General features: G+C 60.5%; 13 protein-coding genes. 4 read left to right on the top strand and 9 right to left on the bottom strand.

Features of this window, described 5'->3' with window-relative positions; translation table 11 throughout:
• Positions 1 to 20 precede the first annotated feature (20 nt).
• The 8 genes from ACJ8PE_RS06365 to ACJ8PE_RS06400 form a co-directional block, all read right to left on the bottom strand.
• Positions 21 to 314 (bottom strand): CcdB family protein, encoded by a 294-nt coding sequence (locus ACJ8PE_RS06365; protein WP_373270214.1) that lies wholly within the window; start codon positions 312 to 314, stop codon positions 21 to 23.
• A gap of 2 nt (positions 315 to 316) precedes the next feature.
• Entirely contained in the window at positions 317 to 559 is a 243-nt protein-coding gene (locus ACJ8PE_RS06370) for a type II toxin-antitoxin system CcdA family antitoxin (RefSeq protein WP_078061989.1), read from the bottom strand.
• A gap of 80 nt (positions 560 to 639) precedes the next feature.
• Complete coding sequence (gsiD, locus tag ACJ8PE_RS06375; RefSeq protein ID WP_171403307.1) at positions 640 to 1,548, bottom strand: glutathione ABC transporter permease GsiD; 909 nt, start codon at positions 1,546 to 1,548, stop codon at positions 640 to 642.
• 9 nt (positions 1,549 to 1,557) lie between these two features.
• Positions 1,558 to 2,478, bottom strand: a complete 921-nt coding sequence (gene gsiC / locus ACJ8PE_RS06380) for a glutathione ABC transporter permease GsiC (RefSeq protein ID WP_089191398.1) — start codon at positions 2,476 to 2,478, stop codon at positions 1,558 to 1,560.
• A gap of 52 nt (positions 2,479 to 2,530) precedes the next feature.
• Entirely contained in the window at positions 2,531 to 4,066 is a 1,536-nt protein-coding gene (gene gsiB / locus ACJ8PE_RS06385) for a glutathione ABC transporter substrate-binding protein GsiB (protein WP_147880313.1), read from the bottom strand.
• Between the two features lie 23 nt (positions 4,067 to 4,089).
• Positions 4,090 to 5,964 carry a dipeptide ABC transporter ATP-binding protein gene (locus ACJ8PE_RS06390; RefSeq protein ID WP_197793121.1) on the bottom strand — a complete coding sequence of 625 codons (1,875 nt, stop codon included), beginning with the start codon at positions 5,962 to 5,964 and terminating at the stop codon, positions 4,090 to 4,092.
• Between the two features lie 19 nt (positions 5,965 to 5,983).
• A complete protein-coding gene (locus ACJ8PE_RS06395; protein ID WP_197760146.1) occupies positions 5,984 to 6,940 on the bottom strand; it encodes an isoaspartyl peptidase/L-asparaginase family protein in 957 nt (318 codons plus the stop codon).
• A 357-nt stretch (positions 6,941 to 7,297) separates the two neighbouring features.
• Positions 7,298 to 7,834, bottom strand: a complete 537-nt coding sequence (locus ACJ8PE_RS06400) for a DUF924 family protein (RefSeq protein ID WP_197793177.1) — start codon at positions 7,832 to 7,834, stop codon at positions 7,298 to 7,300.
• Positions 7,835 to 7,991: 157 nt separating this feature from the next.
• Between ACJ8PE_RS06400 and moeA the strand changes: the two genes are divergently transcribed.
• Positions 7,992 to 9,230: a molybdopterin molybdotransferase MoeA gene (gene moeA, locus ACJ8PE_RS06405; RefSeq protein ID WP_273873159.1), complete on the top strand. Its 1,239-nt coding sequence runs from the start codon at positions 7,992 to 7,994 to the stop codon at positions 9,228 to 9,230.
• A gap of 2 nt (positions 9,231 to 9,232) precedes the next feature.
• Positions 9,233 to 9,988, top strand: a complete 756-nt coding sequence (gene moeB / locus ACJ8PE_RS06410; protein ID WP_060425569.1) for a molybdopterin-synthase adenylyltransferase MoeB — start codon at positions 9,233 to 9,235, stop codon at positions 9,986 to 9,988.
• A 51-nt stretch (positions 9,989 to 10,039) separates the two neighbouring features.
• On the opposite strand, the gene ACJ8PE_RS06415 is transcribed toward moeB, so the two are convergent.
• Positions 10,040 to 11,632 (bottom strand): ABC-F family ATPase, encoded by a 1,593-nt coding sequence (locus ACJ8PE_RS06415; RefSeq protein ID WP_028127944.1) that lies wholly within the window; start codon positions 11,630 to 11,632, stop codon positions 10,040 to 10,042.
• Between the two features lie 180 nt (positions 11,633 to 11,812).
• On the opposite strand from ACJ8PE_RS06415, the gene ACJ8PE_RS06420 reads away from it, so the two are divergent.
• On the top strand, positions 11,813 to 12,457 hold the full coding sequence (locus tag ACJ8PE_RS06420; protein WP_197793123.1) for a hypothetical protein: 645 nt from the start codon (positions 11,813 to 11,815) through the stop codon (positions 12,455 to 12,457).
• On the top strand, positions 12,454 to 12,669 hold the full coding sequence (locus ACJ8PE_RS06425) for a hypothetical protein (protein ID WP_197793124.1): 216 nt from the start codon (positions 12,454 to 12,456) through the stop codon (positions 12,667 to 12,669). The genes ACJ8PE_RS06420 and ACJ8PE_RS06425 overlap by 4 nt, the downstream gene beginning before the upstream one ends.
• Positions 12,670 to 12,944: the final 275 nt, after the last annotated feature.

Below are 12,944 nucleotides of genomic sequence, written 5' to 3' on the forward strand. Positions count from 1 at the left end.
ATTTATTTAAAAACCATCAATCAGAAAATCGATGGCAGCTTTATTTGATTCCTGTGCTCATTGGCATTACCAACGGCCTTGCCGAGCTGTGAAATACGTACGGCAGCCATCTCATGGGTCATAACGAGAAACTTTTCGCCGTTGACCTCAATCTCCGGGCACAGGCGTGCAGAAATTTTAACCCTGACGTTATCCAATGCATAAAGAGGGATCATTAACCGGGTCGAGAAGGCATCAATAAGATCGCTTTGAACGTCCAGTAAGTAGGGATAGGCTGATGCCGGATACGTATTGTCATATACGGTAAACTGCATATTCAAAATGTCCGATATTCATCAGACAACAAACCATTTTCTTCAGTGATACGATTAAGTTCTTCTAACGCCGCGCGATTTTGCTCGCGCCACTGTTGAATCTCAATATCCCTGACGCGGACGCTCAATGCGTCTGTCAATACGGATGACACATTGACGCCCAGGGATTTTGCGCGCTGGAAAAGATCGCGATCGATGGTTACGTTGACTGTCTTTTTCGTCACATTGTTATTTGCCATATCCATACCTCATCCCTGTAATATACGCGGGTCAAATTTTCATCAATTATACTCGTAAACAGGGGTATGCCAATTCAGCGATACCCTCACCCCTTCAGTTTCGGATCCAACGCGTCGCGCAATCCGTCGCCCAACAGGTTGAAGGCCAGCACGGTGATGAATATCGCCAGGCTGGGGAAGATCGCCACGTGCGGCGCGATCACCATATCGGCGCGCGCCTCGTTGAGCATCGCCCCCCACTCCGGCGTCGGCGGCTGGGCGCCCAGGCCCAGAAACGACAGGCTGGCGGCGGTGATGATCGAGGTGCCGATGCGCAGGGTGAAATAGACCACGATCGAAGACAGGGTGCCCGGCAGAATGTGCCGCAGGATGATGGTCCAGTCCGAGGCGCCGATGCTGCGCGCCGATTCGATATAGGTCAGGTGCTTCAGCACCAGCGTATTGCCGCGCACCAGGCGGGCGAAGGCCGGAATGCTGAAGATCGCCACCGCAACGATCACGTTGGCCATGCCGCTGCCCATGATCGCCACCACGCCGATCGCCAGCAGAATGCCGGGAAACGCGAACAGCACGTCGCAGACGCGCATGGTGAGGCGATCCCACCAGCCCTCATAGTAACCGGCCAGCAGCCCCAGCAGGGTGCCGATCGCCCCGCCCGCCAGCACCGAGAACACCCCGGCCGCCAGCGAAATACGCGTGCCCATCAGGATGCGGCTGAAGATATCGCGCCCGAGGGAATCTACGCCCAGCCAGTGCACCAGCGAAGGCCCCTCATTCAGCCGGTCGTAATCGAAATAGTTTTCCGCATCGAACGGCGCCAGATAAGGCGCCAGCAGCGCCGCCGCAATCAGCAGCAGCACCAACAGGCCGGCGACCAGCGCCGCCCGCTGACGGCGAAAACGCCGCCAAAATTCGCCCCACGGCGTGCGTACCGCGTTAGGGTCGATAAGCGGCATCGCCTTCAATGCGGCGCTGCGCCGCCAATGCTTAATCATGCCGCGTCCTCATTGGTAACGAATCGCCGGGTTGATCGCCGCGTACAGCATATCCACCAGCAGGTTGATCAGGATGAACTCCAGCGAGAACAGCAGCACCTCGGCCTGGATCACCGGGTAATCGCGCATTTCCACCGAGTCCACCAGCAAGCGCCCCAGCCCCGGCCAGTTGAATACCTTCTCCACCACGATCGAACCGCCGAGCAGGAAGCCGAACTGCAGCCCCATCATGGTCACCACCGGGATCATCGCGTTGCGCAGGCCGTGTTTCATCACCACCACGCTTTCCCGCACGCCCTTGGCGCGCGCGGTGCGCATGTAGTCCTCCTGCAACACCTCGACGAACGAAGCGCGGGTGAAACGCGCCATCACCGCCGCCACCGCCGCCCCCAAGGTGATAGAAGGCAGAATGTAGTGCCGCCAGCTGTCGGCGCCCACCGTCGGCAGCCACCCCAGCTCGACCGAAAACACCTGCATCAGCAGCATGCCGAGCGCAAAGGCCGGGAACGAGATCCCCGACACCGCCAGCGTCATGCCGAGGCGATCCGGCCAGCGGTTACGCCACACCGCCGACACCACGCCGATCGCCAGACCGAACGCCACCGCCCACAACATGCTGGCGATGGTCAGCCAGAAGGTCGGCATAAAGCGCGAGGCGATCTCTTCGCTCACCGGGCGCTTGGACACCATCGAGATGCCGAAGTCGCCCCGCAGCGCGTTGACGAAAAAGTGCGCGAACTGCTGCGGCAGCGGCTTATCCAGCCCCAAATCCTTGCGCACCAGCTGCACCACCGCCTCGTCGGCCTCCGGCCCCGCCGCCAGCCGCGCCGGATCGCCCGGCAGCAGATGGACGAACAGGAACACCAGCACCGCCACGATCAGCAGCGTCGGGATCAGGCCCAGCAGTCGTTTCAGAAAATAATTGAGCATCTCATTCCTTCCCCCGCCCGCCGCCGTCTGGCCGCAGGCGGGGATGGGCGCCTTATTTCAGATCGGCGTTATCAAAGTTGAACGAGGTATCCGGCATCACGTAGAAACCGCTCAGCTGTTTGCTGTTGGCCGACAACAGACGTTCGGTCGCCAGGAAGATCCAGGGCGCGTCGGCCCAGATGCGATCCTGCGCGTCCTGATACAATTTCTGCTTCTCGGCGCGATCGGTGGTCGCCAGCGCGTCGGTCAGATCCTTGTCCACCTGCGGGTTACTGTAGAACGCGGTGTTGAACTGCTTCGGCGGCGCCGCCTGGGTGGAGAACAGCGGCGACAGCGCCCAGTCCGCTTCCCCGGTCGAGGCCGACCAGCCGGTGTAGAACAGCCGCACGCCGGTGTCTTTCACCCCGATGCTCTCCACCTGCGCCGCGCGCTGCCCGGCGTCCATCGCCGTCACCGTCACTTTCACCCCCACCTGCGCCAGCTGCTGCTGGGTGAACTGCAGCACTTTCTGCGCGGTGCTGTGGTTGTGGGACGACCACAGCGTGGTAGTAAAACCGTTCGGGTAACCGGCCTCTTTCAGCAGCTCACGCGCCTTGGCCGGATCGTACGGCCACGGCTTGTAGCGGGCGGCGAAGTCGATCGCCGGCGGCACCGGCCCTTCCGCCGGCACCGCATAACCGGCGAACGCCACCTTGATCAGCGCGTCCTTGTTAATCGCGTAGTTCAGCGCCTGGCGCACCTTCGGGTTGTCGAACGGCTTTTGAGTGACGTTCATGCTGATGTAACGCTGCAGGATCGACGGCGCAGCCACCACGTTCAGCTTGGCGTTGCCCTCCAGCACCTTGGCCTGCTCGTAAGGGATCGGGAAGGCGAAGGTCGCCTCGCCGGTCTGCAGCATCGCCGCGCGGGTGTTGTTATCCACCACCGGGCGCCAGGTGATGCTGTCGAGCTTCGGCAGCCCCGGCTGCCAGTAGCCGTCGAACTTCTTCACCTTGACGAAATCGGTCTGGTTCCAGGTCACGAACTGATATGGCCCGGTGCCGACCGGATGGAAACCGATCTCCTTGCCGTATTGCTTCAGCGCCGCCGGGGAGATGATCGCCGCCGCCGGGTGCGCCAGATTGTTGACGAACGCCGAGAACGGCGCCTTCAGCACGATCTTCACCGTATTGGCGTCCACCGCTTCGGTTTTGTCGATCATCTTGAACAGGTTGTAGCGCTTGAGGTGGCTGTCCGGGTTGCTGGCACGATCGAGGTTGATCTTCACCGCTTCAGCGTTGAACGCGGTGCCGTCGTGGAATTTGATGCCCTGGCGCAGTTTGACGGTATAGGTCAAGCCGTCTTTGCTGACCTCATAGCTGTCCGCCAGCACGTTCACCAGCTTCATGTCCTTGTCGAAGCCGAACAGCCCCTGATAGAAAGACTTGGCCACCGCCTGCGACAGCGTGTCGTTGGCGTCGTAAGGATCGAGGGTGGTGAAGTTGGAAGCCACGGCGATCACCGCGTCCTTCGCCGCCCAGACCGGGCCGGTTCCCGCCGCCAGCAGTACGGCGGCCAACAGCGCATTGCGTTTGAATGTGTGCTTCATGTCGCTTGTCTCTCCTGAGGTCTTTAAAAAGCACCGGCGATCGGGTGGCGGGCGACAAAGTGCCCGGCGCCAACCTGCACCAGCGGTGCGGTAACGGGTTCATCGCCCAGCGCGCGCACCGGGCTGGGGATCTCATCGGCCGGCAGCGGCTGCCGTTTGTGGGCGTGAGCGGGATCGGCCACCGGCACCGCCGCCATCAGCTTGCGGGTATAGGGGTGCTGCGGGTTGTCGAACACCGCCTGCCGCGGGCCGATCTCGACAATTTGCCCGAGGTACATCACCGCCACCCGGTGGCTGATGCGCTCCACCACCGCCATGTCGTGTGAAATAAACAGAAAAGCGATGCCGAACTCGCGCTGCAGATCGAGCAGCAGATTGACGATCTGCGCCTGAATCGATACGTCCAGCGCCGAGACCGCCTCGTCGGCGATCACCACTTTCGGGTTCAGCGCCAGCGCGCGCGCGATGCAGATGCGCTGGCGCTGGCCGCCGGAAAATTCGTGCGGATAGCGGCGCGCGTGTTCCGGCTGCAGACCGACGCGTTCCAGTAGCCAGGCCACCCGCCTTTCCGCCTCACGGCCGCGCATCACGTTGTGCACCAGCAGCGGCTCCATGATGGAGAAACCGACCGTCAGGCGCGGATCGAGCGAGGCGTAAGGATCTTGAAAGATGAACTGAATATCGCGCCGCAGGTGCTGCAGCGCCGGCCCCTTCAACCGATCGATTCGCCGCCCGGCGAAGGTGATGGTGCCGCTCTGGCTGTCCACCAGCTTCAGCAAAGAACGCCCGGTGGTGGACTTGCCGCAGCCGGACTCGCCCACCAGCCCCAGCGTCTCGCCGGGGTAAAGATCGAAACTGACGTTTTCCACCGCGTGCACCCGGCGAGTAACCCGATTGAACAGCCCGCCGCGCAGATCAAAACGCGTGACCAGATGCTCCACCCGCAGGATCGGCGCAGCGTCTGGCGGCACGGTATCCTGCGGCGCGGCATCCCCCTCGCCATCCGGCAGCGGAAACTTCGCTGGCAGCGGCCGATCGGCCATTGCCCCCAGCTTCGGCACCGCCGCCAGCAGCGCCCGGGTATAGGCCTGTTGCGGCGCGGCGAACAGCTCGCGCACCCGATTTTGTTCCACCTGCTCACCGCGGCGCATCACCAACACCCGATCGGCGATCTCCGCCACCACGCCCATGTCGTGAGTAATGAAGATCACCCCCATCTGCATCTCCTGTTGCAGCACGCGGATCAGCTGCAGGATCTGCGCCTGAATGGTGACGTCGAGGGCGGTGGTGGGTTCATCGGCGATCAGCAACGCCGGCTTGCAGGAAAGCGCCATGGCGATCATCACCCGCTGGCGCATACCGCCGGAAAGCTGATGCGGGTAGCGCCCCAACACCTCTTTAGCCTCCGGAATACGCACCAGATCGAGCATGCGCAGCGCCTCCTGGCGCGCGCTGCGGTGGTCCATGCCCTGATGCAAACGCAGCGATTCGGCGATCTGCTCGCCGACCGGAAACACCGGATTGAGCGAGGTCATCGGCTCCTGGAAGATCATCGCCATGTCGGCGCCGCGCACCGTGCGCAGCGTGTGCTGCGAGGCGCGCGCCAAATCGAGCAGCGCGCCGTCGCGCCGGCGCAGCGTCATGGCACCGCTGACGATACGCCCGCCGCCCTGCTCCACCAACCGCATCAGCCCCAGCGAAGTGACCGATTTGCCGGAGCCGGACTCGCCGACGATCGCCAGCGTCTCGCCGCGATCGAGATCGAACGACAGGTTGCGCACCGCTTCTACGGCGCCGTCCGGTTGCGGAAAACTGATGCTCAGATCGCGCACCGCCAGCACCCGCTGCGGCGGCAATGACAACCCGTCGCCGGCGGGCCGGAATGAAACGTCGGTCATACACCCTCCCGGTGAACGCTTAGCGATAAATCCCGACGGACGGCGCATCGCCGACATAGCCAAAACCGCGGTACATCCCCTCGCTGTTGAACGGCAGCGCGATATTGCCGTGGCGATCGACGGCGATCATGCCGCCGCTGCCACCGAGGGCCGGCAGCTTCTCCATCACCACCCGATCGCTGGCCTCTTGCAGGCTCAGCTCGCCGTATTCGATCAGGGCGGAGACGTCATAGGCCGCCACGCCGCGCATGAAGATTTCGCCGGTGCCGGTGCTGGAAACCGCCACGGTGGCATTGTTGGCATAGCAGCCGGCGCCGATGATCGGCGTGTCGCCCACCCGCCCGGCCTGCTTGTTGGTCATGCCGCCGGTCGAAGTGGCGGCGGCGAGGTTGCCCAGCGCATCCAGCGCCACCGCGCCGACGGTGCCGAATTTGCGATCGGGATCGAGCGGCTCGCCGGCCTGCGCCGCGCCGTCGTGATCGAGCAATACCCGCCCCTGCTCCGCCTGGGCGCGGTGCAACTGATCAAAGCGTTCCTGAGTAAAGAAGAAGTCGGGGGTGACCATTTCCAGGCCGTGGGCGGCGGCAAACTTCTCGGCGCCTTCGGCGGCAAACAGCACGTGTTCGCTGTTTTCCAGCACCGCGCGCGCCGCCAGCACCGGGTTGCGGATGCGGCTGACGCCGGCGACGGCACCGGCATCACAGGTGCGGCCGTCCATCACGCAGGCATCCAGCTCATGGGTGCCCTGATGGGTAAACACCGAGCCTTTACCGGCGTTGAACAGCGGGCACTCTTCGAGCAGCCGCACCGCTTCGGTCACCGCGTCCAGCGCGCGGCCGCCCTGCGCCAATATCGCCTGCCCGGCGGCCACGATCTCGGACAGCGCCTGAATATACTGCCGTTCCTTTTCCGCACTCAGCGCCGCCCGGGTAATTGCGCCCGCGCCGCCATGAATGGCAATCACTGGTTTGCTCATTTGCCTGACACCCTGTGTTAATCCCGCCGTTGCGCAGCGAATAAGCTGAGCGCGGTATCATTATTATTCAGTCTTTTTTCGATGCTATTTAGCCCGACTGTGGAAGTACAGCATAACGTCCACGCCCCACTTTTAGCGTAGTCCGCTTAGACCGTTTCGCACCTTGAAATAGCTTATTGGAATAAAAACAGCAGGTTATAAAAAGCAGCAAACCGCTGAGAGTGCGGCTGAGATTATTGGTAATTTCGCGAGAGGAAATAGCGGCATGGGGTCATGAAATAAACGTTCACACTGAATAATCATTATTTCAACGCCCGGCCTACCGTTTTTTCCCGGCCGGGCGAAGATAATCCGCGATTAAAAACCGGAACCGGGTTGCTGTAAAAAGGCCTCTTCTTCCGGCGTGCTGATGCGCCCCAATATCGCATTGCGATGCGGGTACCGGCCGAAACGATCGATGATCGCCTTATGACGCAGTTCGAATTCCAGCTGATCGCCGTTATTGAGCTCGGTATACAACACCAGCGCCTGTTGGTGAATCAGCGGCGATTCCGAATGCATGAACGGCAGATAAAGGAAGCCGCGCTGCTCGCGGCTCAGCCGTTCGCACTCGCCGCTGTGGATCGCCTCCTGCGCCAGAATCAACGCCATGCCGTCGCAGGCGAACGACTGCGGCGTGCCGCGGAACAGGTTGCGGCTGAACTGATCGAGCACGATCACCTCCGCCAGCCGCCCTTCGATGGTGTCGCGCCAGTGCGCCAGCTCCCCCGCCGCCGCCGCCTGCCAGATTTCGCCGAAGCGGCTGTGCAGCAGACGATCGAAATCATCGTCCTTTTTGAACCACATCACCGGTTCGATCTCGTCGAACCAGAACTCGATAACCTGTTTATGCATCATGATTCTCCTCTGTTTTACGCAGTTTATACCCGTTCGCGCTTCCGCCGCAGTGCGAAAGATGGCGGGCATAACCCGTTCTCCCCCCCGGCGTTCTCTGCCATAATACCCGCACTTTGTCGCTATCAATGCGCACCCTGATTACGGAGTTCCCCTTATGGATCATTGCCATACTTCCGATCTCATCTCCCTGGAGCAAGCGCTGGAAAAAATGCTCGGGCAGATCGCCCCGCTGCAACAGACCGAATCCGTCGCGCTGACCGCCGCCGCCGGTCGCATCACCGCCGCGCCGGTGGTCTCACCGCTCGACGTGCCGCCGTTCGCCAACTCGGCGATGGACGGCTATGCGGTGCGCCTCGCCGATCTGGCGGCCAATGCGCCGTTGCCGGTCGCCGGGAAAGCCTTCGCCGGCGCGCCGTTCGACGGCCAATGGCCGGCCAACAGCTGCGTGCGCATCATGACCGGCGCGCCGATCCCGGCCGGGGCGGACGCCGTGGTCATGCAGGAACAGGCCGAAGTGAGCGACCAGGGCGTGCGTTTTACCGCGCCGGCAGAAACCGGCCAGAATATCCGTTTGGCGGGTGAAGACATTCGCCAAGGCGCCAGCGTGTTGCCGGCCGGCGTGAAGCTGGGCGCCGCGCAGCTGCCGCTGCTGGCCTCGCTCGGGGTCGCCGAAGTGCAGGTGATGCGTAAGCTGAAGGTGGCGGTGTTCTCCACCGGCGACGAACTGCAGCCGGTCGGCCAGCCGCTGCAGGCGGGCCAGATCTATGATACCAACCGCTTCGCGGTACGCCTGATGCTGGAGCAGCTGGGCTGCGACGTGCTCGATCTCGGCATTATCCGCGACGATCGCGATGCGCTGCGCGCCGCCTTCGAACAAGCGGACAGCCAGGCCGATGTGGTGATCAGCAGCGGCGGCGTCTCGGTCGGCGAAGCCGACTACACCAAACAGATGCTCGACGAGCTGGGCCAGGTCAGCTTCTGGAAGCTGGCGATCAAACCCGGCAAACCGTTCGCCTTCGGCAAACTGGGCCACGCCTGGTTCTGCGGCCTGCCGGGCAACCCGGTTTCCGCCGCCCTGACCTTCTACCAACTGGTGCAACCGCTGCTGGCGAAGCTGGCCGGCCACAGCGACTGGCGCCTGCCGCCGCGCCTGCGCGCGCGGGCGCTAACCCCGCTGAAGAAATCGCCGGGCCGCCTCGATTTCCAGCGCGGTGTGTTCAGCAGCAACGCCGCGGGCGAACTGGAGGTGAGCACCACCGGCCACCAGGGCTCGCACGTCTTCAGCTCCTACAGCCAGGGCAACTGTTTCATCGTGCTGGAGCGCGAACGCGGTTCGGTGGCGGTGGGTGAAACGGTGGAGATCGAGCCGTTCAACGCCCTGCTGAGGAGCTGAACATGTTGCCGGAATTGACCGACGCCGAAGCGCTGCGCTACAACCGCCAGATCGTGCTGCGCGGCTTTGACTTCGACGGCCAGGAGAAGCTGAAGGCCGCCCGCGTGCTGATCGCCGGGCTGGGCGGGCTGGGCTGCGCCGCCGCGCCTTATCTGGCGGCGGCCGGGGTTGGCCATCTGGTGCTGGTGGATTTCGACACCGTCTCGCTCTCCAATCTGCAGCGCCAGATCCTGCACCGCGACGATCGCATCGGCCAGAGCAAAGTCGCCTCCGCCAGGCAGGAACTGAGCGCCATCAATCCACATATCCGCATCGACGCCATCGACGGCCGTCTGGAAGACGATGCGGTTGCGGCAGAGATCGCCGCCTGCGATCTGGTGCTGGACTGCACCGACAACGTGGCGGCGCGCGACGCGCTGAACCGCCTGTGCCACGCGCAGCAGAGGCCGCTGGTTTCCGGCGCGGCGATCCGCATGGAGGGCCAGCTCAGCGTGTTCACCTATCAGCCCGGCGAGCCCTGCTACCGCTGCCTGAGCCGGCTGTTCGGCGACAGCGCCCTCACCTGCGTCGAAGCGGGCGTGATGGCGCCGCTGGTCGGCACTATCGGCACTCTGCAAGCGATGGAAGCCATCAAGCTGCTGGCCGACTATGGTCAGCCGCTGCGCGGCAAGCTGTTGATGTTCGATGCGATGAGCATGCAGTTCCGGGAGATGAAACTGCCGAAGGACCCGCACTGTGAGGTGTGCGGCGGAGAATGACGGATAAAAAAAGGGCGGGATAATTCCCGCCCTGATGCGTTGCCGCGAGGGTTACACGATGCCCTGGCTGCGCAGATAGTCTTCGTAGTTGCCGGTAAAGTCGATCACCTTGTTCGGGGTGATTTCCAGAATCCGCGTCGCCAGCGAGCTGACGAACTCACGGTCGTGGGAGACGAAGATCAGCGTGCCTTCGTACATCTCCAGCGCCATGTTCAGCGATTCGATGGATTCCATATCCAGGTGGTTGGTCGGTTCGTCCATCACCAGAATATTCGGGCGCTGCATCATCAGCTTGCCGAACAGCATGCGGCCTTTTTCACCACCGGACAGCACCTTCACTTTCTTCTTGATGTCGTCCTGGCTGAACAGCAAACGGCCCAGCACGCTGCGCACCGCCTGCTCGTCGTCTTTTTCCTGCTTCCACTGGCTCATCCAGTCGAACACGCTCAGGGTGTCGTCGAACTCGTATTCGTGATCCTGCGCGTAGTAACCGATACGGGCGTTTTCCGACCATTTCACGGTGCCGCTGTCCGGCTGCGCGTCGCCCACCAGCGTTTTCAGCAGGGTGGTTTTACCGATGCCGTTGGCGCCCAGCACCGCGACCTTCTCACCCACTTCCACCATCAGGTTCAGCTTGCTGAACAGCGGGCCGTCATCGAAGCCCTTGGTGAGCGCTTCCACTTCCAGCGCGTTACGGAACAGCTTCTTGTCCTGCTCGAAGCGGATGAACGGGTTCTGGCGGCTGGAGGCTTTCACCTCTTCCAGTTGGATCTTGTCGATCTGACGAGCGCGCGAGGTGGCCTGCTTGGATTTGGAGGCGTTGGCGCTGAAGCGGCTGACGAACGATTGCAGCTCATTGATCTGCGCCTTCTTCTTGGCGTTGTCCGCCAGCAGACGCTCGCGCGCCTGGGTGGCAGCGGTCATGTATTCGTCGTAGTTGCCCGGGTAAACGCGCAGTTCGCCGTAGTCCAGATCCGCCATGTGGGTACAGACCATGTTCAGGAAGTGACGGTCGTGCGAGATGATGATCATGGTGCTGTTGCGCTCGTTGAGCACGTTTTCCAGCCAGCGAATGGTGTCGATGTCCAGGTTGTTGGTCGGTTCGTCGAGCAGCAGGATTTCCGGATCGGAGAACAGCGCCTGCGCCAGCAACACGCGCAGCTTCCAGCCCGGCGCGATTTCGCTCATCGGGCCATAGTGCTGCTCAACCGGAATACCCACGCCGAGCAACAGTTCGCCGGCGCGCGCTTCGGCGCTGTAGCCGTCCATTTCGCCGTAGGCCACTTCCAGATCGGCCACTTTATAGCCGTCTTCTTCGCTCATCTCCGCCAATGCGTAGATGCGGTCGCGCTCTTCCTTCACCGCCCACAGTTCGGTGTGGCCCATGATCACGGTATCCAGCACGCTGTACTGCTCAAAGGCGAACTGATCCTGACGCAGTTTACCCAGGCGCTCGTTCGGATCGAGGAACACGTTGCCGCCGCTCGGTGCCAGATCGCCGCCGAGGATTTTCATAAAGGTGGACTTGCCGCAGCCGTTGGCGCCGATCAGGCCGTAACGGTTGCCGCCGCCGAATTTGACAGAGATGTTTTCAAACAACGGCTTACTGCCGAACTGCATGGTGATGTTGTTAGTGCTTAACACAGCGCTCGCTCTTTATACATAGGGAATGTGATTTGGCGCGCATTATGCCACAACGGGGTGCAGAGATCGCGGGAAGTTTCGGTGACATTTTGAGCGGTGAGTTCACACCGTTTGCCGGTGGGCATTGGCTTGCGTACAAGAAGTCTGCTAGATTCGCGCTTCATATTGAAAAGGATTTCTATGAAAAGCGCAAAGCAGATAGCCAACGACATGGCGGATGCCATAAACATTGACAGCAATTTAGTACGCGGGTTTGCACAAGGTTTTATCAGTGTACCGGTCGATTTCTACTACCTGGGCTACGACTATATTGATAGTGAAAACAGATGGTTAAACTCGCAAGATAAAGAGCGATTTATCAGACTCATCAAGTCAGGCCTGGCCAATAAAGCGAGCATCGAGAAAGTGGCTCATATCTTCATCGAAAACTTCGCCAGCAAAGTCAAATTTGAAGATGTTAAGGACATGACCATAAGAACATCAGGCAAACTCATCGGCAAATTCGCATTTAATCAGTTAGCCACCGCAAACATGGGATATATATTCTCTAAACAAATCATTCCACGACTTGTCTCGGGTGTTGCCGTTGGCTCAATTCTCACCGCTGGGGCAAGCATATCGCGCTCTGTCTATACATCACGCGACTTGAGGGCAAGAAACTCGCGGATGTATGATCAACTCAGACGCTTGGGAAACCTCGATCTGCTGTACTTTCTGTTAGAAAACAAAGTCCGACCATTCGAGGATGCCGTCTCGGTTTGGGAAAGAGATCGAAAGAAATTCAACCAAATTTGTCAGTACTTTTTTGCAAAGGTTAACGTATGAAGAACTTTATGCTGGCGGCTTTATCCAGAATTATTCAGGGTATTGGATGCGGCGTTGTGGCCCTCTCGCTGTTAGCCATTGCCTGGTTCATGTTTTATTCCGGCGACAGTTTGAAGTATCTGTGGGTTGCCATCTCCGCACTGGGGGTTTTCTTAGGGTATGTCATTTTCAGGTTTGCGGTTAAAAAAGTATACGATGAAAGTCCTGAGTGAACGGTGTAATTTAAATTAAATAAAGACAGTTATCATTTTGCTTTCAATGTTAATTACTGACTCTCTAGCCGATGAGCTGTAATTAACTCAGCAACATTCCGCACGCAGACTACTATCTTTGCGACGTATCTACCCCAGATAATTAGATGAGCCAATGCTACGAAAGTCGCGGAAAACAATTGAAACCTATCTGTGTGCCATTGTTATAGAAGGGGGATAGTTCGAATGGGTTGCTTCTTATTCCACTCACTCTGGTTGTAATACTCACCAGGGGG

The sequence above is a fragment of the Serratia sp. CY74737 genome (assembly GCF_052166775.1).
In the GTDB taxonomy this organism is placed as follows: Bacteria; Pseudomonadota; Gammaproteobacteria; order Enterobacterales; family Enterobacteriaceae; genus Serratia; species Serratia ureilytica.